The organism is Proteus genomosp. 4 str. ATCC 51469 (assembly GCF_003144375.1).
Classification (GTDB): Bacteria; Pseudomonadota; Gammaproteobacteria; order Enterobacterales; family Enterobacteriaceae; genus Proteus.
The window spans coordinates 1-23,818 of record NZ_PENV01000016.1; the positions used below are offsets into that span (position 1 = coordinate 1).

17 protein-coding genes are annotated in these 23,818 nt (G+C 37.9%); 2 read left to right on the plus strand and 15 right to left on the minus strand.

Annotated features, from left to right (window positions below):
• Positions 1–140 precede the first annotated feature (140 nt).
• The 4 genes from DK866_RS14575 to DK866_RS14590 all read right to left on the minus strand — a co-directional run bounded on the left by DK866_RS14575 (position 141) and on the right by DK866_RS14590 (position 5,552).
• The gene (locus DK866_RS14575) at positions 141–488 is read right to left on the minus strand and encodes a YfiM family lipoprotein (protein WP_109409481.1); all 348 of its coding nucleotides are present in this window, start codon (positions 486–488) and stop codon (positions 141–143) included.
• A gap of 127 nt (positions 489–615) precedes the next feature.
• On the minus strand, positions 616–1,974 hold the full coding sequence (pssA, locus tag DK866_RS14580; RefSeq protein ID WP_109409482.1) for a CDP-diacylglycerol--serine O-phosphatidyltransferase: 1,359 nt from the start codon (positions 1,972–1,974) through the stop codon (positions 616–618).
• 205 nt (positions 1,975–2,179) lie between these two features.
• Positions 2,180–4,822: a bifunctional acetate--CoA ligase family protein/GNAT family N-acetyltransferase gene (locus DK866_RS14585; RefSeq protein WP_109409483.1), complete on the minus strand. Its 2,643-nt coding sequence runs from the start codon at positions 4,820–4,822 to the stop codon at positions 2,180–2,182.
• Positions 4,823–4,868: 46 nt separating this feature from the next.
• Positions 4,869–5,552, minus strand: coding sequence for a tRNA-uridine aminocarboxypropyltransferase (locus tag DK866_RS14590; RefSeq protein ID WP_109409484.1), 684 nt, complete (start codon positions 5,550–5,552; stop codon positions 4,869–4,871).
• A gap of 231 nt (positions 5,553–5,783) precedes the next feature.
• On the opposite strand from DK866_RS14590, the gene DK866_RS14595 reads away from it, so the two are divergent.
• Positions 5,784–6,947, plus strand: a complete 1,164-nt coding sequence (locus tag DK866_RS14595; protein WP_109409485.1) for a tRNA/rRNA methyltransferase — start codon at positions 5,784–5,786, stop codon at positions 6,945–6,947.
• A gap of 93 nt (positions 6,948–7,040) precedes the next feature.
• On the opposite strand, the gene emrB is transcribed toward DK866_RS14595, so the two are convergent.
• The 8 genes from emrB to DK866_RS14640 form a co-directional block, all read right to left on the minus strand.
• Complete coding sequence (gene emrB / locus DK866_RS14600) at positions 7,041–8,558, minus strand: multidrug efflux MFS transporter permease subunit EmrB (RefSeq protein ID WP_109409486.1); 1,518 nt, start codon at positions 8,556–8,558, stop codon at positions 7,041–7,043.
• A gap of 15 nt (positions 8,559–8,573) precedes the next feature.
• Positions 8,574–9,752 carry a multidrug efflux MFS transporter periplasmic adaptor subunit EmrA gene (gene emrA, locus DK866_RS14605; protein ID WP_109409487.1) on the minus strand — a complete coding sequence of 393 codons (1,179 nt, stop codon included), beginning with the start codon at positions 9,750–9,752 and terminating at the stop codon, positions 8,574–8,576.
• A 192-nt stretch (positions 9,753–9,944) separates the two neighbouring features.
• Positions 9,945–10,472, minus strand: coding sequence for a transcriptional repressor MprA (mprA, locus tag DK866_RS14610; protein ID WP_109409488.1), 528 nt, complete (start codon positions 10,470–10,472; stop codon positions 9,945–9,947).
• Between the two features lie 492 nt (positions 10,473–10,964).
• The gene (locus DK866_RS14620; RefSeq protein ID WP_109409490.1) at positions 10,965–12,173 is read right to left on the minus strand and encodes an MFS transporter; all 1,209 of its coding nucleotides are present in this window, start codon (positions 12,171–12,173) and stop codon (positions 10,965–10,967) included.
• Positions 12,174–12,340: 167 nt separating this feature from the next.
• Entirely contained in the window at positions 12,341–12,748 is a 408-nt protein-coding gene (locus DK866_RS14625; protein WP_109409491.1) for a hypothetical protein, read from the minus strand.
• 10 nt (positions 12,749–12,758) lie between these two features.
• Positions 12,759–14,090: a phosphatase PAP2/dual specificity phosphatase family protein gene (locus DK866_RS14630; RefSeq protein WP_109409492.1), complete on the minus strand. Its 1,332-nt coding sequence runs from the start codon at positions 14,088–14,090 to the stop codon at positions 12,759–12,761.
• 109 nt (positions 14,091–14,199) lie between these two features.
• Positions 14,200–15,969: a bifunctional alpha/beta hydrolase/class I SAM-dependent methyltransferase gene (locus tag DK866_RS14635; RefSeq protein ID WP_109409493.1), complete on the minus strand. Its 1,770-nt coding sequence runs from the start codon at positions 15,967–15,969 to the stop codon at positions 14,200–14,202.
• A complete protein-coding gene (locus DK866_RS14640) occupies positions 15,966–16,601 on the minus strand; it encodes a CDP-alcohol phosphatidyltransferase family protein (RefSeq protein WP_109409494.1) in 636 nt (211 codons plus the stop codon). The genes DK866_RS14635 and DK866_RS14640 overlap by 4 nt, the downstream gene beginning before the upstream one ends.
• Positions 16,602–17,150: 549 nt before the next feature.
• Here DK866_RS14640 and DK866_RS14645 point away from each other — a divergent pair.
• Positions 17,151–19,484, plus strand: a complete 2,334-nt coding sequence (locus tag DK866_RS14645) for a TonB-dependent hemoglobin/transferrin/lactoferrin family receptor (protein ID WP_109409495.1) — start codon at positions 17,151–17,153, stop codon at positions 19,482–19,484.
• A gap of 122 nt (positions 19,485–19,606) precedes the next feature.
• Here DK866_RS14645 and DK866_RS14650 read toward each other — a convergent pair whose 3' ends face one another.
• The 3 genes from DK866_RS14650 to DK866_RS14660 are packed head-to-tail and all read right to left on the minus strand — an operon-like array spanning position 19,607 to position 23,781.
• Entirely contained in the window at positions 19,607–21,109 is a 1,503-nt protein-coding gene (locus DK866_RS14650; protein WP_244179711.1) for a DHA2 family efflux MFS transporter permease subunit, read from the minus strand.
• Positions 21,106–22,275: an HlyD family secretion protein gene (locus DK866_RS14655; RefSeq protein WP_109409496.1), complete on the minus strand. Its 1,170-nt coding sequence runs from the start codon at positions 22,273–22,275 to the stop codon at positions 21,106–21,108. Before DK866_RS14655 ends, DK866_RS14650 begins: the two co-directional genes overlap by 4 nt.
• 39 nt (positions 22,276–22,314) lie before the next feature.
• Positions 22,315–23,781, minus strand: a complete 1,467-nt coding sequence (locus DK866_RS14660; RefSeq protein ID WP_109409497.1) for an efflux transporter outer membrane subunit — start codon at positions 23,779–23,781, stop codon at positions 22,315–22,317.
• Positions 23,782–23,818 lie beyond the last annotated feature (37 nt).

The window sequence follows — 23,818 nt, forward strand, 5'->3', positions numbered from 1 at the left end:
CAGAAGTGAAACGTTGTAGCGCCGATGGTAGTGTGGGGTCTCCCCATGTGAGAGTAGGGAACTGCCAGGCATTAAATAAGACGAGAAAGCCAACCCAATGGGTTGGCTTTTTTGCGTTTGGTGTTTTAAATAGAAAAATATTACTTTAATTGTTGATAAAGTAATGAACCTGCAGCCGCACCAACAACATCATAAGCAAAATCATGCCAACTCCAGCCTGTTCCTTCGGGTCTACTATCATAAAGTTCTTTTGCTGCTCCTAAACTAATCGAAAACGACAGACCGATTAAAATACCTTCTTTATGGCCATAATTTTGATGATCTGCATAAGCATTCGCACCCGCTGATGCCACCATAGAAAATAAGAAATGTTGAGCTTTATCTTTTCCTCGCCAATTATCATTGGCAAAATGAAATGACTGGCAACCTGTTAAAGTCATTATTGAAAATAAAATAATCACAGAACCATATTTGAGCTTTAGTTTCATAAAAATAAAAGCCTTCTCACAGAGAATTTATGATCATAAATAAGATATGTAGAGTATAGAAGATGATTGTTAATACAAAAAAGCCTTACTGATATTAAGTAAGGCTTCGAAGCAGGAAGTGCTGGCGTTAAAGTATACGGCTAATTAATCTATCAACACGAATACGCCGTAATCGCTTGATTAATTTTTTCACTTTAAGTGGGTAAAGCTTAATACTTTCTAGCTCTTGGTAATGTTTTACAATACGTGTTTTTTGGCGAATACAGGCTAGCTCTTTATGCCGTTGTTCATGCAATTCATGTTTAGGATCATGAATTAATATCGCATTTTCTAAATCTAATCCCCATGCTCGTGGGTTAAGATTATTACCTGTAATCAATTGCCAATTATCATCAACCCACATACCTTTTAAGTGATAGGTATTATCACTGTCTTTCCAGAGCCTTACTGTTAATTGGTCATTATCAATAAACCGTTGGAAACGCTGGGTAAATTTACGCAGATTGATTTCATAGAGATAAGGCAGGGCACCAATAATTTTAAACGGCTCTTCAGGTGGAATATAAAAGTCATTTGCCGTTTTATCACCAATAATAATTTCGACTTGTTTGCCATTTCTTAATAAATGGCTGATTTGACGAACAAGGATCGCTGGTAAATTAAAATAAGGTGTACAAATAACTAATTTTTCTTCTGTAGAAGCCATTAGGTGAGAAATGGTCTTATTTAAGATATTTTTCTTACCTAAACCTACTAAAGGCGTTACTGCTAATTCATGATTAGAAGCATTGGCTTTAATATCATAGCCATCACGCGTGCGTAAATTAAAACGAAATTGACGTATGCAATTTTTTATTTCAGCACAACGAACTCTATCTTTAATATCAAGACGTTGAATAGCTTCAGATTGCAGAAGATCATTCACAATAAACTGTTTCATTGTGGTCGCTAATTCACTATTTTGAATAATATGATATCGGTCATAGCGATATTTATCTAGCTTATGCAAATACACATTATTAATGCTTGCACCACTATAAATAACCGTATCATCAAAGATAAAGCCTTTAAGGTGTAATACACCTAGTGCTTCACGAGTATTAACAGGGAGCCCATAGATAGGGAGCTCTATATCAGGATGCTGCTGTGCAACATGATAATACCAATCTGCATTTGTCGCATCAGCAGAGACACCAATTCGCCCACGTTGAGCACGGTGCCAGTCAACAATAACGGTAATGGATAATTCAGGACGTTGTTGTTTTGCGGTGTAAAGTGCATCAAGGATCTCTTCACCAGCCTCATCGTGCTCTAAATAAAGAGCTGTAATAAAGATCTCTTTTTTGGCTTGAGCAATATATTTCAATAAGGTGCTGCGAAACGCGGACGTCTGATAAAGCGTTTCAACATCAGCAACTGACTGAGCTAATTTAGGCAGTTGTGCAAGGTGTTGTTGATGCTTAGCAAGTTTTAGTTTAGACAACATCACAGTGCTTAGTTCTCTTGTTTATGATGGCAGATGGAGCCATCGTCCATGTAGATTTTCTTTAACCGATCTTCTGATCATAACATTAGTTATATGGGATGTACGCATAAAATCATCATATATAGCTAATTTATCAAAGGATGCGTGAATAATCACATAACAAAACTTTCACTTATGATTATCGCACTTACATCTCTTTTGAGGATCAAAGAAGCAAGTCAAGATTCACTATTCCTTCATCAAACTGTACTTCAACCGAAAAACCTAATTTTTTCGCTAAACTTATCATGTTGCGATTTTCAGGCATGGTTATTGCGGTTAAACGTTTAATGCCATGTACTCTAGTATAGTTGATAAGTTTAGTCATAAGTTGATGACCTAGAGTATTTCCTTTTAAATCAGATCGTACAAGGATAGCAAATTCAGCATGTTGATTATCCGGATCTGCCATTGCACGGGCTACACCAATGATTTCAGGTTGATCATCTGGATTTCGAATGGCGACAAATGCCATTTCTCGATCATAATCAATTTGAGTCATATTCGCGAGATCGTCATGAGTAAATTCACTTATTTCACTAAAATAACGATAGTAAAGATCTTCTTTTGTCACTTGGTTAATAAACGTTTTTAGTAGAGGTTCGTCCTCAGGCAAAATAGGACGAATAAAACAAGGATTGCTATCTCTTAGATAAAATGTTTCTTCTAATTCATTAGGATAAGGGCGGATAGAAAGTCTTTGGTGGGGATCACCTTGCAGTGGTGCTAACTCCATTGCAACATCTAATAGAGTAAAATCATTGCCAGAAGCCAGTAATGGGTGAATATCTAGCCTAACTATTTGTGGGCAATCTAAAAGTAGATGAGAAACCTGTACCAAAAAATGACTTAAGCTTAAGATATTTAGAGGCTGTAAAGCACTTCTTGGCTGTATTTTTCCACTTTTAATGGCGTTAATTACCAAATAACGGGCAAGTGCCATGTTCAGAGGCGGTAATGCAACGGCGGCCTTAGTTTCAATTTGCCACTCAACTCCCCCTTCACCCAATAGAATTAATGGGCCAAAAATAGGATCTTGCTCAATTGCCACTCGCAGCTCTTGAGAGCCTGCTCGATTTGCCATACTTTGCACTAATAAACCCTGAATTTGAGCCTGAGGGTAGAGCTCTGTTACTCGTTCAATAATAGCATGAGCCGCTGATGAAACTTCAGTACTGTCACGTAGATAAAGCATGACACCTTGAACTTCAGATTTATGAGGAATATCCGGAGAACGTAATTTTAGTGCAACGGGATAGCCAATTTTTTCCGCTATACTTACCGCTTCTTGTGCATTATGAGCAATCCAAGTAGGAAGTGTATTGAAACCATAAGCTTCCATAATTGGCTGAACTTGGTGTGTATCTAATCGATATTGCTTATTCTGTAATGCCTCTTCAATACAGCGGTGCGCTTGTTGCGTATTCATTTTGACATCTAAAGGCAATGCAGGTGTTTCTTTTAATTGTTTTTGGTTCCGACGATATTCCACCATATGCATAAATGCAGTAACAGCACCTTCAGGGGTGCGATAAGTAGGAATACCCGCTTCACTAAATAATTTTCGTGATTGTTGAGATGAATATTCTCCGCCCCAGTTAGTAAAAACGGTCAGCCATTTACGTCGAGGGTGTTTATTGATGGCTTCTATGACGCGTTGTGCTGTTTCAATACTTGGTGCAATAGCACTTGGGGTATGAATAAGTAATAAAGCGTCATGATCATGACTATCTAATAAGCAATTGAGCGTTGCAACATAGCGATCAACGGTTGTATCATCACCCAAGTTTAATGGATTACGGATGGTGTTTTTTTCTTGAATAACACTTTGTAGTTTTTGCATTGTTTCATCTGTCAGTTTAGCCAGCTTGCCTGAATGCAAAAATAGCTCATCTATCGCCATGGCTGCAGGTGCAGAGCCATTGCTCATAATCATCAATCTTTCGCCTTTTAGGGGCGTCATATAGCTAAGAGTTTCTACGGCAGAAAACATTTCATGAGTATCTTGTACGCGTAATAACCCTGCGCGTTGAAATGCGGCATCATAAGCGATGTCATAACTTGGCGTATCACCCAATAACAGCTGCGCTTTTTGGGTACGACCACTTTTTATGACCAAAATAGGTTTGTTGCGTGAAGCACTTCGAGAGGCAGACATAAAACGGCGAGCATCTTTAATATGCTCTAAATGCAATAAAATAGCGCTAGTTTTGCTGTCTCTTGCTAGAAAATCCAATAAGTCATCGACTTGTATATCTTGGTTATCTCCTAAGGCAATAAAGTAAGAAAACCCAATATTGCGATAATAAGCCCAATCTAAAATAGTATTGGCGACAGCCGCCGATTGTGAAATAAAAGCAAGTTTTCCTTTTTTAACAGGGAGAGGTGAAAAACTGGCATTTAGTCCCTGCCAAGGTGCTAAAAGGCCCAAACTATTAGGGCCTAGCAAACGGATATGATATTGCTGGCAGAGCAACTTTATTGGCTGAAACTGTTCAGGCTGTGCTGAAAGGACAATAACAGCCTTACAACCTGATCCACCTAATTGCTTTAGTAATTCAAGGTTACGGTGATGATGGGTACAGATAATTGCTAGATCAGGAACTTGGGGTAATTTATCAATAGACGGATAAGTAAAAACCCCAGAGACAGAGCCACGAGAGGGATTAATTGGAAACACAGGTCCGTTAAATCCACCACTGAGTAGATTTTTCATCATAGTGGTTCCTGCACGACCTAATTTTTCAGAGGCACCAATTACCGCAATAGATTTAGGACGCAATAGTGCTTCAAGACCTCGTTGGCTCATATCCACTCCAGAGTTTGCTTATCAACTTTTATTCAATGTAGCTGATTTACTCTTCTTTTGCCTGACGGCGGTCTGGTTTTCCGATTAAATATTGTTGACGAAAGTAACTAAAATGGGAAAAGAGTTGTTGTGATGCACTTATATCACCCACATTTTCTAAAATAGACGCAGCTACTTCAGCAGTACAATGTTGATCTTCTCTTGCGGCTTGGCGAAGCACGTAATCACATTTACTGGCTTCATTAAGTGAAAAGATAGGTAATGAATCGAGGTAAGGGCTTTTACGAAACATTTTACGCGCTTCACTCCATGTGCCATCTAAAAGGATAAACAGAGGGGGTTTGCTATTAACTGGGAGCTGGTTATATACAACACGCCTACTCGAAGCATAGCTTTCAGGGAAGACAACATAAGCTTGCTTATCTGGTGTATTGATTAGGTCAAGCAAGGCCTGTTCAGGAGTAGTACGGGACCATAAAAATGCCTGCGTGTCTGGTAATACATCGGCAATTAATTTCCCTGTATTACTTGGTTTCATTACTTCAGTATCATACATCAATAAACAAAATTGGCTTTTTGCAGGTTGGCTGACAATTGTGTCACAAAGGCACTGCTTTTCAGGTAATAAGCAGAAGCTACAGCGTTTTATCCGAAATCCTCTGGCTTTAAAAGGACGGGTTGAAACTGAAAGTCGATATTGACGAAGTCGAGAGACTGCATTGTCATGCATAGCAAATAAACCAACACTAATAAAAAAGAAACGGATTTTATCATGTTAAAAACAAACAAACTATTCAGCACTTTTTTTTCATAAAAATCATATTGATATATTGCTTATATCTATACTGAATTTAATTATCAATTGATCCTGATTAGTTTATCGATTCCTATGCGTGATTCTCTCGGTGACAGTTGCTAAACTATCATGTAATCTGCGCCCCTATTGCAGTTGGAGAGACAAATGAACGATTCTTATGAAGGTAAAAACGGCAAAGTAAAAGTGATGTATGTCCGTAGTGAGGACAATGCCGATAATAAACCTAAAAAACCATCCCGTCGTCCTGAAAATGGTCGTGGTGATAGCCGTGACAACAGACGCGGTGATAACCGTGACGACAAAAATCGTGATAACAGACGCGGTGATAGCCGTGATGATAAAAATCGCGATAACAGACGTGGTGATAACAAATTTTCTCGTCGTGATGACCGCGGTGCAGGTAAGCCTTCAGGGCGTGGCGCATCACGTAATGAATCAAAACCTTCTCGCGATAGCGAAGGCGGAAGTTTTTCTCCATGGAAAACTGTTTCTCGCCCTGCTGGTGAAGAGGCAATAAAAGAGCACGATGGCATTACGGGTAAGAGTCAAATCGATCCTGAACAACTTCGTCGTCAGCGCTTAGAAGAAACACGTATTTATGGTGAAAATGCCTGTCAGGCAATGTTTAAAAACCGTCCTGATGCGATTGTTCGTGCTTGGTTTTTACAAGACGTTACGCCACGTTTTCGTGACGCATTAAAATGGATGGCTGCAAATCGTAAAGCCTATCACGTTGTTGAAGAAGAAGAGATGGTCAAAGCCGCCCGCACCGATCACCATGGTGGGGTATGCTTCCTAATTAAAAAGCGTGTTGGTCATGATGCAGAAACTTATCTGAAAGATGCTCCTGAGAGTGATTGTGTATTAGCTCTGGAAGATGTAGGTAATCCACATAACGTAGGTGCAATTATGCGTAGTTGTGCGCATTTTGGCGTAAAAGGGGTTATCTCTCCTGATTCTGCTGTATTAGAATCTGGTGCAGCTGTTCGTACTGCAGAAGGTGGTGCTGAATATATCCAAGGTATTGATGCTGATAACTTTGCTCAAACTTTAGATAAATTTAAAAAAGCGGGTTATACGCTGGTGGCAACATCAAGCCATAAAGGCAGTGTGCCATTATCAAAAGCACAATTACCTGCAAAAATGGTACTTATCTTAGGTCAAGAGAAAGATGGCTTAAGTGAAAGCACTTTAAATCAAGGTGATATGAGCATTTACATCGGCGGAACAGGGCACGTAGAGAGCTTAAACGTTTCTGTTGCCTCAGGTGTATTACTAGCAGAATGGTGGCGTCAGCACCAAGGCTAATTGCTTTATAGTTTTAAATAAAGATTGATAAAAAACCGCTTAGTCATTGTGATTTAAGCGGTTTTTTTATATATAAGATCTACGTGAATTGCGTTATTTTCCTGGAGAGAATGGCGGTTTAGCAAACCAAACCACAATCATCATGATAAGGAAAATACCTGCTGCTAACCAGAAAATCTCATTGGCTGAAATAATTAATCCTTGTTCTGTAATGGTTTTTGCTAAATAGGCAGATGCCTGTTCATTTGAAAGACCAAGATCATTCATTTGTTGGAATGCCATTTGTGAATCAGGATCAAGTGGATTAATTTTTTCTACAAAGGTTTCATGGTGAAGTGATTCTCTTTGTGTCCAAATTGTCGTAGTTAACGATGCACCAATTGCCCCAGCCAATGTTCTTAAGAAATTCGAAAGACTTGACGCTGATGCCATTTTTTCTGGGGGTAATCCAGATAATGTCATTGTCGTTAATGGCATAAAGAAACACGCAACCGCTAAACCTTGCCAAAATTGGGGCCATGCCACAGTAGCAAAATCCATTCCTGGTTCGAAAGTATAAGCTCGCCAATAAAAACACACAGAAAACATAATAAAGCTGAAGCTGATGATATAGCGTAAATCCACTTTACCACCAAACTTACCTATAATCGGTGTGATAATTAAAGGCAATAAACCTACCGATGCTGATGCTAATCCCGCCCATGTTGCTGTATAGCCAAAGACTTCTTGTAAAAGCAGTGGCAGTAAAACGATGGTACCGAAATAGATCATATAGGCGAGACTGAGTGTGACACACCCAATAGTAAAGTTTCGACTTTTAAAGAGTGAAAGATCTATCACTGGATGATCGTCTGTAAGCTCCCAGACAATTAAGAAGCTAAGGGCAACAACTGCCACGATGGTGAGTACAATGATTTCTGTTGAGTTAAACCAATCAAGCTCTTTACCCTGATCGAGCATGATTTGTAAAGCACCTATACCAACAACAAGTAAAACAAGACCAATGGTATCAATTGGTTTAATTTCGGTTTTTGTTTCTCGCCCAGCTAAGGTGTTTGATATACACATAATAATCAACACACCAAATGGAACGTTAATAAAGAATATCCATCCCCAATGATAGTTATCACTAATATAGCCCCCTAAAATGGGGCCTAAAATTGGCGCGACAACAATGGTTACTGACCATAGTGCAAGTGCCATATTTCGCTTAGCTGGTGGATAGTTATTCAATAATAAACTTTGTGATAAAGGAATTAGTGGCCCAGCGACCAACCCTTGAAGCACACGAAAGAAAATCAGCATTTCAAGGCTTTGTGAAATACCGCAAAGCCAAGACGTTAATGCAAAAAGTGCTGTTGACCACATAAAGAGTCGAACTTCACCAATGCGTTTTGCCAACCAACCTGTAATTGGAATAGAAATAGCATTTGCTACACCAAAAGAGGTAATAACCCAGGTACCCTGTGAATTAGAGGCACCTAAGTTTCCTGCAATTGTTGGAATAGCGACGTTAGCGATTGTAGAATCGAGAACTTGCATAAAGGTAGCCAACGCAAGGGCGATGGTCATTAAGGCAAGTCTTCCTCCTTGTAATGGCTCTTTAATCACCTTTACACCTCGCCTTTATTGTCCCGCATTCTGTTCAATAATTTCATTGATCAGTTTATTAATCGCTGACATATCAATAGTTAATGCATCAGTATGATAAGCAGGTACTTGGCGTTCACTGTGTGATAATACTTTTCCATCGAGGTTAATCGTATCAACGGTAACTTCTGAAGAAAGGCCAATACGCAGTGGTTTTTCTGCTAATTCTTTTTCATCTAATGAAATACGAACAGGTAATCGCTGAACAACTTTTATCCAGTTACCACTAGCATTTTGAGCTGGTAATAATGAGAAAGCACTTCCAGTTCCCATATCTAAACCTAATACAGTGCCATGATAAATTACTTTTTTACCATAAAAGTCAGTTGTAATTTTTGCTGGTTGGCCGATACGCATATTAGCGAGCTGAGTTTCTTTAAAATTGGCATCAATCCACATACCTGTTACGGGAACAATAGCCATTAAAGGTTTGCCTGGTGCGACTTGAGCACCTACTTGAACGCTACGACGTGAAACATAGCCATCTGTTGGACTTAAAATTTTAGTACGTTCTAAGGCAAGCCATGCATTACGAACATCAGTTGATGCTTGTAGAACGGAAGGTTGTTGTGCAATTGGTGTATTTAAGATAATCGCTTGATTAGCATTGTATTGCTCTTTAGCAACTTCTAAAGCTGCCCTTGCAGTGGAAACAGCTTCTCTGGCGTGTTGAAGTTCTTCTTTACCAATCACATTGCGTTCGCCTAAAACTTCACGGCGACGAAGGTCATTTTGTAATTTAGTTAGTTCTGTTTCGCGTAAAGCGATGTTTGCTTTTAATTGGCGACCATTAATGATTTGTTGATGCATTTGACGAACACTATTCGCTAATGCTGTTTTTGCTTTTTCTAAAGCCAGTTTTTCATCACTTGAATCTAATAAAACTAAAGGGTCACCCGCTTTTACAAAATCGGTGTTATCAACATAAACGGTGGTAACAGAACCAGAAATCTGCGGCATAATCATGATCTGATTGCCTGTGACATAAGCATTATCAGTTGTTTCATGATGTCTTAACACCATAAACCAATAAGCGGTGTAAGCCACCCCAGCTAAAATAAATAGAATAGTCAGCAGCAGTAGAACATTTCGGCGAGTTCGTTTTTTATTGCGAATGGGAGCCTGAGGGGGGGTATTTTCCTCATTAACACTCATTTAGAAGATCTCCATAAAACCAGAAAAACATCATTAGATATGTTTCCAGTATTGAAACTGGAAACATAATTATAAAGTCAATCTTAGAATAATTATTAGCGTGAAGGTAAATTATAAATGCTAATGGATAAGTATGTTTGCCGATTTATGGCGTAAATAGGATTAGATCAATAAAACTATTTATTATATGGCTTATTCACACTCTTTTTCAGCCAAAGTATCCAGTTGTAATAACAACTTACGCATTAGCGTTTCAAGCTGTTTTTGTTCCTGTTGATCTAACACTGACCAGATTTGTTTTAAACATTGATGCTGTGGAGGTAATAAGCTATTTAAAAATTCTTCACCGGCATCCGTTAAGTGGAGATGCAAACAACGGCGGTCATTATGGCTTTCACGACGCTCAATCCAACCTTGTTTTTCAAGTTCATCAGCAATGCGTGTTGCATTTGTTCTTGAAGAGCCCAGCGCAGCACTTAGCTCTGAAGGTTGAATACTACGATTTTCTGTCGTATCTAAAATCATTAGTGCCATAAATAACGTCTCGTTAATACCCTGAGACTTCAACATATTATTACGACTTTCAAGAAGTTTGCTTTGAACATGCATAGAAAGGCGAGTTAACAAAATTTCTTGATAAGGAATATCTTTGTTAAGCGATTTCTGTTGTGTAGCGCGAGTGTTTAGTAATTCTTCTGTTGGCGTAAATGAGCTTTCCATTTTTAGACACCTTGTTAGTTTCGAAAATTAGGATAATGCTGTTATCAACATGTTAAATGGTATATTAAACACACAATTTAGCAATTTTTATTATTTATAGTCACTATGTTTTTTTGATTATGTTACCTGATTCATAAATTTTCTGAATGATAACACAAAAAAAAGGATAGGTACTTATCTCTTTGCAATAAGTTAATAAAATCAATTTATCACTTATCCGACTATGAATAGTAGTCTATTTGCGAAAAAATGGATCGTTTTTTACGATAAAACACGTAATAAATTTATTTTAATCACCAATGGTTACCTTGTGGATAATACCGAATTGAAATTATTTATACAGTGCTTTATTGATGAGATTGATATAATTTTCTTAATAAAGAATGGGATGATGATATACATTAATAGTAATCACGCTGTTAAAACATTCACATTTTATTCTGATTAGAGTGGGATTGTAGGAATAATATAGCCCATCCTTGGGTCTAAAAATTATTCAGCATGGATTATTGGATCATTTTTATAACCTAATAACCAAACAATAAGACCGATAATGCCAATAACCAGTCCAGCAATAGAAACCCCCATCCATCCATATTGATGATAGGCATAACCTGATAATAAAGAGCCTAATGCCCCACCAATAAAATAGCTTGTCATATAAGCCGCGGTTAGGCGATTTCTAGCATCAGGTAAAATACGATAAATGGTACTTTGATTTGTGACATGTACACCCTGAACAGCTAAGTCTAGCAGGACAACGCCAATAATAAAGCTGATGAGTCCAACCCAGTGATAATAAGGCGCAATGATAATAAAACCCCAAGACAGAAGGAGGATAATTAATCCGATAGTGGTGGTTTTCTTGCCTTTCCCTTTATCGACTAATACGCCTGCTTTTCCTGCCATCAATGCGCCCGCAGCGCCCACAAGACCAAACAATCCAATAACTGCATCAGAGTAGTTAAATGGATCTGCCGCCAGCAAAAAGGCCATTGATGTCCACAATAAGCCAAAGTGGGCAAAAATCAGCGCGCCAATTACTGAACGAGTTCGAAGTACCGGGGTTGTAACAAATAATTTGAAGATAGAACCTAATAACTGAAAGTAATTTAAGTTTGTTTGACTTCTATAAGTGGGTAAACAACGCCATAACGTAATAGCTAAGATTGTTAGAAAAACACTCGCAACCCAGAAAATACCTTGCCAATTTGTAAATGACGCCATCAGCCCAGATACTGTTCTAGCCAGTAAAATACCCAACAAAAGGCCACTCATAATTGTGCCAACGGCTTTTCCTCGTTGGTGTGGTGCAGCGAGAGTGGCTGCAAAAGGAACTAGAATTTGAGCGACAACAGAGAACATACCAGAGAGTGCGGTACCTATTAACATCACCCAAATATTCGTTGCCATCGCAGTAATTAATAGCCCACTGGCAGAAATTAATGTCATGGTAATAATGAGTGAACGGCGTTCAAAAATATCGCCCAAAGGCACTAATAGCATCAGTCCTACGGCATAGCTGAGTTGTGCCGTGGTGACAATAAATCCGGCTAAAGTCGCTGATATATGAAAATAATTTGCGATAGAATCAAGTAGAGGTTGTGCGTAGTAGTTACTGGCGACAACCATGCCTGTGGCAACGGCCATTAGCAGAATAAGACCTTTGCTAAGTGATGTTTGTGGTGCGGTGTTTTCCATAATACTCATAAAAAATCATTTGTAAGGTAAATGATAGTAACATGAGTCATTTTTTTGAGAAAAGAATTACTGTGATAGAAATGTTCAATTAATTTGATATAAATCTTTATATTTAATTGTTATAACATATTGTTTTATATGCTAAATAAGGTTGTTCATTGAGCCTTTTAATAACTAAAAAGCGTAAAAAAGAGCATCGTCAAACACCATATCCATTGAACTGAAACGCCAATTATTGCAAAAGAAAATAGACGTTTAGTCCCTAGCCAGCGAGCTTCCATTGTCTGTTTTTGGGGGCGTTTAGGAAATAATATAGAGAGACTTTCATCAAAGCTAATATCATCTTGATAACGATAAAGAGCCCGAAAAAAATGACTATCAAGCCATAAACGAAAAAGAAAATATTGGGTAAATAAAAATAAAAAAGAAGCAACAAAAAAAGTCAGTTGATGATGAAAGTGTAGACTAAATACAGGCCATGTACTCAAATAAGGAAAAAGTGATAAAAACAGTAAATAGCGCCAACTTTGTGTTAAAGATACAATCACTTTACCGCTAGTTTTAGTTGTTAACATGGTTGTCTCGTTATTTAATGTGCTGAAAATGTGAATACCAAATTTGTAGTGCCTCTCGTGTTTCTGGATTTAAAATCACTTGGGGACGAACTTGAGAGACTTTTTTTATCGCATCTTCTAGCGTTGCTACTGTGCCATTGTAAACCAACCAAGCAACGACAATGGTTGCACTACGCGAATAGCCTAGTTTGCAATGAATATAAACAGTACCCGCTTGATTGAGTTGCTCCATTGATAACATTGCTCTGTTAATATCATCTGGAGATAAAGGTAATAAATCGATTTGAGGCTGTGCTAAATAAAGTTTATTTTGACTAAACTTATTTCTTGGCCACTCACAAGTTAAATCAAATACCGCATTGGCGTTGAGATCATAAAGAGGACGCCCACCTAATAAAATGCCTTCAGTGACTAAACTCGGTGTTTGGCATTGTTTTAAATAATAACGATAAGTACACCATGCAAAGAAGCGATAAGGTAATAGGATTATCTGTGCAGAAAGTGGAATTTCACCTTGTGTATTTTTTTGAAAAATAGAAGCACCAGCGCCTAAATAGCCCAAAGTCACAAAAGTTAATGTGATTGCTGGCCATAGAAAGATCCAAAAGGGTCCTTGCAAACCCAAAGATAACAGATAAAACACCATTGCAGATAACGCATAGTTTTTACTAATACGTAAACTGCGCTTACTACCAGTAAAATGCCATTTCCAACGCGAATTTATTGGTAATAAATAGCAAATAAATACGCCAACACCAAAACCCGTAATAATATCGATAAAGTGATGTTGCCACGTTGTCAGTACAGAAACAGCAATAAGCAATGACCATAAATTTAAAAACCATTGCCATGATTTTGGCGTATGGGCGCGAAAACGTAACCAAAGTATCCACAATAAGATTATGTGCAAAGAAGGGGCTTGGTTATAAGGTAAATCGAAACCTTCTAATTGGGTAAATAACCAACCAGAAAATCCCTCTGTTGTTGGGCGAATAAAGCTAAATTTTAAAGGAAATAATAAAAAACCAGCACAAGCAATAAGAGAGGCAACAATTAAACGTAGCCCATGTATAAATTGTTCTCTTAACGTTGTACAAATAATCAGTGAAATACCATAGGCAATATTCACACTCCAATAAGGAATGATTGTCCACGGTAAAAAGGGAATAGCGTTTTCCCACGAATAAACAAAAGAAGGAACATCAGATAAAGTAGAAGTATAAGCATTGACTTGCATATAAGTTAAATAGAAAAAAGGGGCTAGAAATAACAGCCATACAATCCCAGCAAGCCAGATACTTTTTCTTGATGATGTTATTTGAGAGTGTTGAGTTCCCTCCATACTAAATTTCCTTTTTTTGTTTATCGTTTTTTCTATTTTTGCAGTTTGCTTAAAATTATCGCTATATGTTGCCATATAGCGATAATTCATTTAGCCATAGTGTATTTTATTAGCGACGTTTTGCTATCGATACACTAAAAATACCCCAGTGATCAATTTGTTGGTCGAGCTTTTCAAAACCAGCTTCATCTACTAGTGCATCCATTTCACCTTGACTACGACAACGCATGATCCACGGTTGACCATCTTGGTGGCTGGGTAATACACGGGCAATCATTTCAAGCTGAGGGTGCCAAGGTTGGCAGGTATAAATTAATAAACCACCACTTGGAATGGCTTGCGATAGCCCTTTTAAAGACTCTCTTAGCAAATGATTTTCAGGGAATAATTCATAGAGTCCGCTGACAATACCTAAAGTTGGTGATGGTGAAACGGCACTCAAACTTTCTGCATCAAAGGCGTTACCTTCTTCAAAACGCACTTTGTCTTCTAAGTGGCGTTCTTTAATAGCAATTCGGCCTTGTTCAACATTAATCGGGCTATAGTCACGCATTAAAATTGAATCGACCTTACCATAGTCATTAACCGCATCAAAAAGATAACGGCCTTGCCCAGCAGCAATATCCATAATATGTACTGGCATATTATTTTGTGTTAATTGGCGAATAGCGTATCGGATCGTATTTTCAATATTGATTTTACGTTGGCGAATACCTTGCCAACCAATACTGTTCAAATATTGTTTATCAACGATACGGCCAAATAAGCCTTTTCCTTGTGGCTGATTGCGATAGACATAATCAAGAGTCGATCCAGAATCAAAACCTTTATCGTAACCTAGTGCCACACCTTCAGATGCTTTACCTAACGTGCTCATCGAACGACTAAGCACTTTGTAATAGAGTCTTTTGGGGCAAAATTGAGGAAGTGGTGTCTGTAATGAACGATAAACATCAGCACTATGGCTCCATATATCTTCATTTTGGTAATCATGTTGATAAAGCGGTTGTGCAAACAAGGTTTCAATAAAGTGACGCATTTTATTGATGGGGATTGCCCTGTCTTTCTCGCCCAAAGTGTCATGGTAAAAACCGGGTAAAATATGCTTTTCTTTAATTGAGGTATTTAAACGCTCATAGAAAAGATGCTGAGGTTTTGCGTGAACAACATGATCATTACCCGAAATAAATAATTGTGTTGGTAAGGTAATCGCATTTGCGTCTTCAACCACACGATCGGCCGTTTTATAAAGTTCTAATAAAATATTAACGGCAATAGGACGAGTGATCAGCGAGTCTTGATTAAAAGAATCGATGCGGCTTTGGTCATGGGTTAAGTATTTTGCTTTTACGTATGAATTGACATAGAAAAGCCCACGAATTTTTTGCATCAAGGCAAGGCCTGTGCGTGCAAAAGGAACATATAACTTCACTTTAAATGCAGGGGAAGCTAACACCATGCCGCGGATCTTAGGGGCATAATCATGCACCCAACCGGTAACTAAAACGGCGCCGACACTTTGACCAACAACCAGAATATTCTCCATTGGAATATTATAGTTGGATGAAATGTAATGAACGAATTCGTCTATATCTTTTATTGACGTTCCCATTGATGGGCTATAACCGCGAGCGCCTTCATTTTTACCATGCCCACGAGCATCCCAAGCAAACATTGAGAAATCAGGAAGATCTAACTCATCAACTAGATGAGAAACTCTGCCTGAGTGTTCGTGCCCCCGATGAAATAAAATAATTGCTTTTGGCTCAGTGGTAATTTGAGCTGGCCAATGGCGATAATACAACGGTGTTTTATCGCTGGTGGTAAATTCAGACTCAATCATATTCCTTTGAGTTTGATATTGCGGTTGTTGATTCATAACGATGTATCCTTATCTTTATCTGTCATCGTTGCTTCTTTTAGTGCGCGATGAATTCGGTGATAACAAGTCAACAAAAGTAATAAATTAATAATAATAAAAAGATAATGCGTGTTTTCTGATGATGTCAGCGAGGGGAATAATCCGATAAAAAAGGCAATAGTGCCGAAAATAAAGGCTCTATCACTTTTTCCCATCGGGCCATCATAACGACGAGTGGCATTAATTGTTTGGGCAAGAACCCCTAAGAACTCAGTCATTATCATTAAAAAAAGTGCCAGCATGATCCACCAGTAGGCTTGTGGAAAAATAAAGGCAAAAGGGAGATAAAGTGCAATGTCTGAAATAACATCACTGGCTTCATTTAATATCGCGCCAAGCGCACTTTTTTGATTATGTTCTCGTGCAAGCATGCCATCTATGGCATTAAGAGCCATACGAAAAAAAAGGACAAAAGGGAGCAATAAAAATAAATGAGGGTAAGGATAGAGCAAAAGTAATCCACCAACAGCAATGGATAACAGTAAGGCAAAAAGCGTGACCTGATTTGCTGTGATCCCTTTTGTGAATAATTGTTCTACATAAGGGCGTAATAGAGCTTGGAATTTGGGTTTTAGGTCATAAATTGTCATGACGCATCCTTGTGTTCAAAAGTGCGTATATACCTCATAATCATAATTTTATTATTAGCTGATTTTTATCTCATTGAATATCTTTATTTCAATGCTTTAATTTATTTACGATTTAAACATAAAACTAAGACTTAAAATTTACTTGAGTTAATAATTATTTAGCTCTCAAAATAAAGAAAAAATAAGATCCGCAAAACTGTAATTATCAGACTGTTCCGTGTCTGCTCTATTCTTTTTATTTTTAAAATCATTAAATTTTCTTTAGTAATATGTACGTAATTATAATTAGTGAATTAAATGAGGAAAATGGAAATAAGAGATATTAAATACCTTATAATAACTAATGAAATTAGTTTAATTTATTATAAATATTATTTTAGGTGAAATTTAAATCCAGCAAGAGTGTATCGATAGTGTAGTTATCTGTATTGAGTGATAAGTGCAAAAAAACTAGATAATGATAATTATTATCATTATCATGATTGGCGCTGTTAGTTACAGCTCTAATCATCTATCAAACTAATAACCATACAGAAAGATACTACTATTATGATCCATTTCTTAGCAAAAAATGATGCTTATCGTCAGGGAATTGGGATATTTTCATTTTCGTCATCAGCGATAGCATTATTATTGACTTCACTCACTTCACTAAATAGCTATGCGGCTGAAAGTGTTAAACCAGAAATAACGGCATCCACAAAATCAGAAAGTCCTGCGCAACCTAAATCGCGTGAAAAGATTATTATTGAACCTATTTACGTATCAGGTGAACTCAATTCAAGTGTTGATGCAGGGAGTACGGTTCTGACATTAAAAGATATCGACCGAATTCAGCCTAATAATATTGCAGAGCTGGTGGATAAGTTACCGGGAATTTCATCATCTGGCTCACCAAGACCTGGCGGTCAAACATTAAATATCTGGGGAATGGGTAATCCTGAAGATATTAAAATCACACTTGATGGCACACCCAAAACCTTTGAAAAATATCGCCAAGGTTCAATTTTTATTGATCCCGAATTAATACGCCGTCTTGATGTTGATAAAGGCCCTCATAATATTACTCAAGGTAATGGTGGATTTGGTGGTTCGGTGAGAATTGAAACCAAAGATCCTGATGATTTATTATTACCTGATCAGAATATTGGGATGTTTTTAAAATATGGTCACCATACGAATGATAGACAAAATCGTTATAGTGGTGCGGTATACGGTAAATTACTCGATGGGAAAGCGGACGGATTATTTTATTTTAACCGTCGTGAAAGTGATGATCTGCGACGTCCTGATGGAACTAAATTTGGCTATTCACAATCCGATCAAGATTCTTTTTTAATTAAAACCAATATCTATCTAACCGAAGCACAAACATTAACGTTATCAGCATCACGATCAGAAAGTGACGGCTGGACACCTTGGGCTGCTAAACGGGATGAATTAGCTAAACCTAGCCAAGCTGACGTAGATAAATATGGCTTTGATGCAGCGATGAAACGCAAATTAGTTTATCGTGATCAAAAAGATGACACCTTCAGTGTGAAATGGAATATTCAACCAGTTGATTCAGATTTAATTAATTTAACACTGACTTACGGTTATTCAAAAACCAAACAAAACGATAGTCGCCCAGAGACAGCTAGCTCCTATTTTAGTGGCAGCATGGGCAATCAAAGTTGGGTCGATTATCGTAATCATCAAATTGAAATTAAAAATGAAAGCACGGTTATGCAAGGTGCTTTAGAGCATAAGGTATTAGTAGGAACACGCTGGCATCGTAATGATCGTGACGTCTTAATGTTTACACGCGATAAAGCTAAAAATCCGAATTATAACTATGGATATTATGCGCCTCCTTATATGCCTGAAGGTACGCAAACGACAACCAGTTTCTATCTTCAAGACTCGATGAGTTATAGAAATCTGACGATAACACCGGGTGTTCGTTACGATATCGTTAAAAACCAAGGTAAGGGAAGCCGAGCTATTACCTATCAAGATCCTGATCCCTATTATGGTCATGATTACTCTGATGTAACTTATAGCGGAGCAACACCTCATTTAGGTTTATTATGGAAAATGAACAAGAATTTCAGATTCTTTGGTGATTTAACCTATACATGGCGAGCACCATTGATTGATGAGCAATATGAAGTACAAGGAAGTATTTCTAGCTTAACTGGCACGAGCCGTCATTTAGATAAAGAAACGGTAAGAGCCGCACGAATTGGCGCAATTGCAGACTTTGAAAGTGTTATTCAACAAGAAGACCAACTGCAGTTAAGAACAACACTATTTGATACTCGTGGTAAAGACGAAATTTTCCGTCGTCGTGGTGTCTATTGTGAAAGTCAAAAGGTGGATGGGCATAATGGAAATTGCCCGCCATCAATTGGTAACTACCGTAATTTACCGGGATACCATATTCAAGGGTTGGAAATCGAAGCTTTTTATAATAGCCCTAATGTATTTGGTCGATTAGCGTATTCCACAATGAAAGGAAAGCGCGATCAATCACCGCGTGACCCATGGTTTGGTCAGAAAACATGGATTGCCGAAATTCAACCTGATGCTTTACATGCCACTCTTGGTGTAAAAGTACCAAGTATTAATGTCAATATGGGATGGACGGGGGATTTTATTGGTGCTCAACGCCGTTCACCAATGGATGCCGATCCTGATGCTGGCTATTGGTCATTACCAAAAAGTAAAGGTTATGCAATCCACGGTTTATTCGCAAATTGGGAACCTTCTTTTATAGATAATACTGAGGTTCGTTTTACTGTCGCAAATTTATTTAACCGTGATTACTACCCTTATTTAGGTGAATCAGTTTCAGGTGTAGGACGTGATTATCGATTTACTGTGGTAAAACGTTTCTAATATTACGAAAAGTAAAAATACTAAAGGTGCCCCTAATAATAGTTTAACAACTCATTGCTAGGGGCACTTTGTCTATAAAAAATCGCATGTTAAGTAGCTTATGGTCAATATAAATGAATTTTTTAATGGCCCGTATTTTGCTTTAAAGGTGTCTTACTTGGTTTTATAAACCAAACAACGACAGCAAATATCAACATCAAAATACAAGCTAAAGCATAAAAATCATTAGTTGCTAACATCATTGCTTGTTGATCAACTAATAATGAAAACTGATTCAATGATGAATCTATTGTTGAATTAGGCATATTATGAACATCAATAATACTGACAAGTTCTGCGCGATTGACTTTTCCTTGATGCTCCCAATAAGTTTGAGAAAGTGATCCTCCAATTGCCATTGACATAACTCTAAAAAAGTTTTGTAACCCCGCGCCATTAGTGGCTTTTTCACTTGGTAAATCAGACACACCAAGGCTGGTTAAAGTGACTATGCAAGCGGGCACTCCGGCGCCTAAAATAAACATTGGAAGTGCTATTTCCCAATAACCTACCTCAATGGTAAAAAGTGCACGTAAATAAAATGATAATGCCAATATGCACATGCCACAGGTTACAATCCATCTAGGATCTAATTTTTGTAGAAGTTTTCCCACAATAGGGGAGGTGACAACAGATAATATTCCCATTGGTGCTATCACAAGCCCGGCCCAAAAAGCAGTGTAGCCCATTTGTTGTTGTAACCAGATTGGTGAGATAACAACATTACCAAAGAATAAGCCAAACATTAGGCTTACGGCGAGTGTTGAAAGTATCCAATTTCTCGATTTTAAAACAGAGAGATCGACAATAGGGTTTTCATCAGTTAGCTCCCAAATAACAAAGAATATAAGGGAGATAACAGAAATAACGGCACAAGTGATAATAAAAGATGAAGAAAACCAATCCAGCTCTTTTCCTTTATCTATCATTAATTGTAATGCACTAACAAAAATAATTAAGAGAGTTAATCCTATGACATCAATAGGAACACGTTTTGTTTCTGTTTCGCGAGAGCGTAATAAAATCCAAGCTGAGATCCCAATAATAATACCAATAGGCAAGTTGATATAGAAAATCCAAGGCCAACTATAATTATCACAAAGCCATCCGCCAAGAATAGGGCCAATAATGGGAGCGACAACTGTTGTCATTCCCCACAATGCGACAGCAATAGTCGATTTATCTTTCGGATAAATGGAGATTAATAAGGTTGCTGATAGTGGAATCAATGGGCCACCAGACAATCCCTGTAATATACGAAATAGAACAAGGCTTTCTAATGACCATGAAAGACCACATAGCAATGAGAAAAACATAAAAATAACAACACACGAAATAAATAATCTTATTTGCCCAAATCGATGAACCAACCAACCCGCAAGAGGCACAGTGATTGCTTCCGCAACGGCATAAGAGGTAATAACCCATGTTCCTTCTGTAGTTGAGATCCCTAGATCACCAGAAATAGTGGGAATAGACACATTGGCGATAGTGGTATCAAGCACAATCATAAAATTAGCCAACGCAATGGCAATAGTCCCCCAAATGAGAGGGAGCCCTTTCAGTGGTGTATTTCCCATATTCATTCAGTTACCTCTTTTAAATCAGTAGCTGAATATGTTGGATCTAGATTAACGGTTACATGCATTGAGAGACCAACTCTTAATGGATGTTTTTGTAACATTTCTTTATCTAGCTCAATACGTACTGGTACACGTTGAACGACTTTAATCCAGTTACCGGTGGCATTTTGAGCTGGAATTGCAGCAAAAGCTGAACCAGAACCACCAGATAAACCAATAACAGTACCTTTATAAAGCACCTTGCTTCCATAAAAATCTGATATCAATTGTACGTGTTGTCCTGGGCGTATTTCAGAGAGTTGTGCTTCTTTAAAGTTGGCATTAACGTAAATTTTATCAATAGGTGTAATGGTCATTAACCGTTGACCTGGCTGGATTTTCTGTCCTATATCAACATTTCGTTGACTCACTATTCCATCAATAGGCGCATGAACAATAGTTCGACTTAGATCTAGTTGTGCTTGTTTTAGTTTTGTTTGTGCCTCAAGCAAATCAGGATGCGTTTCGACTGTGACCCCATCAATTAATGTTGCATGAGTTTTTAATTCTTCGATAGCAGTGTTGTAATTGGCTTTTGCTACATTAACGCGAGCTTCAGCTTGGTTGTACATTGCTTGAGCAATAGAGAAATAGGCTTCAGCATTGGTCAATTTCTCTTGGGATGTCGCATCTGTTTTTGCCAAATTACGTTGTCTATTTAGATCAAGTCTGGTGCGTTTTAAATCTGCATTAGCACGAGTAACATCAGCCTGTGCTGCATTTAAATTTGCAGCTTGGCTACTGACTTTTTGTTTTAACACTAAATTATTGGCAAACAGTTGTCTGACTGAACGCTCTGTGCGTGCTAAACGAGCTTGTGCTAGTTCGACAGCTAGTACAGCATCGGCATTATCGAGAGTAACCAGAATATCACCAGCTTTTACAAACTGAGTATCATGAACTTGCACTTGTGCTACTGGGCCTGAGACTAATGAAGTAACATCTGCAATTTCGGCAGCAGTATAGGCATTTTCTGTTTCAACAGTATTGGGTGAAAAAAATTCTGACCATACCCACCAAGTTGTTGCAGTCAAAACCATGAGCAATAGTGCCGTTGTTAGTCCTTTGCGACGCATTCTTTTTTTATTGGAATGATTTTTTTCTTGCTTTTCTTCCACTGTAGTGTTCATGGTTTTTTCCTTATTAATTTGATATTTCATTACAATATTTTATTTATTAATTTGTAATTCGGGAGACCAACCACCGCCTAAAGCACGGTAGAGTGAAACAACGGAAAGAGCAGAATTAGTTGCACAATCCACTAAATTCGATTGGCTGGAGAGTAAAGAACGTTGTGCGATAAGCACTGAGGTAAAATCACTTATCCCTTGTTTATAATTATTTTCCATCATGTTTAGGGCAGCTTTATTCTGTTCAAAAGCAAGTTGTAGTTGCTCATGACGATTTTTTTCGGTGATATAAGAACTCAAGGCATCATCAACTTCATGCCAAGCTTTTAAAACGGTTTGTTGATACGCAATACCAGCAATACGATGACGAGCTTCACTAAGCTCTAAGTTGCGCTGTAAACGGCCACCTTGGAAAATAGGCAAATAGAGTGATGGCCCAATAGAAAAGCGCTGAGAATCCCAACTACCTAAATCTGATAATTCAAATGCTTGTAGGCCAATATTGCCTGTTAAACTAATTCGAGGGTAAAAATCAGCTCTTGCGGCACCGATATCGGCAACAGCTGCTCGTAGGTTTGCTTCAGCTTGTAAAATATCAGGGCGTTGTTTGGCGAGATCTGAAGATATACCCACAGGTAACTGTGCTGGCATTGAAGGTAAATCTTTAGGTACAAGTAAGATAACTAGCTTATGAGGTGGTTTTCCTAATAATAATGCTAATGCATTTATTGATGAATCACGTTGTTGTTGTAATTGCATCAATTGAGCTTCTATTTGTGCTAATTCAGCACGAGCTAATGCAACATCAGAAATTGTTGCTACACCATTTTTTTTCCTATCTTCAGCAATAGTTAGTAATCGCTGTGCAATATTACGATGTTCTTTATATATTTTTTCTTGGGATTGAATTCCTCGAACAAGTAAATAAGTTCGCGCAACTTCAGCTGAAATCGAGTTTCTAGTCGCAATCATGCCGAAATTAGTTACCTGAAGTTTTGCCAATGCAGCTTCATTTTGATGGCGAAGATATCCCCACAAATCCAATTCCCAACTTGCTTGGAGACCTAAATTCCATGAGCTACTTGCAGTAGAGGGAGCACCAAGCATGGATAGAGGTTCGTTTTTACTAATCGCTTGGCGAGAATATCCACTAGAAGCATCAAGTTGTGGCAAGCGAGGTGCAAATGCTAGTCCAAGTTGTGCTCTACTTTCTTCAACACGAAGAAGGGCTGTTTGTAAATCAAAATTTGATTTGGCAGCTTCCGATTCAAGGGTGATCAACATTGGATCATTAAATAATTCCCACCATAACGTCGGCATGGTTTCTGTTGTTAAAGCGGTGTCACCTTTTTTATCTGCGTCTTGTATAAGTAATGAAATATCAATATGTTCAGCTGAATATGTTGGAATATCCGATGTATTTACACACCCTAAAAGCGTAATAGCTAAAAGAAGTGCGAGATGCTTTTTTTGAAAAAAGCGAGAGTACGGATAAGTCTGTTTCATAAAGATCCTTTAGCTACTAACGTAGACTTATTAGGCG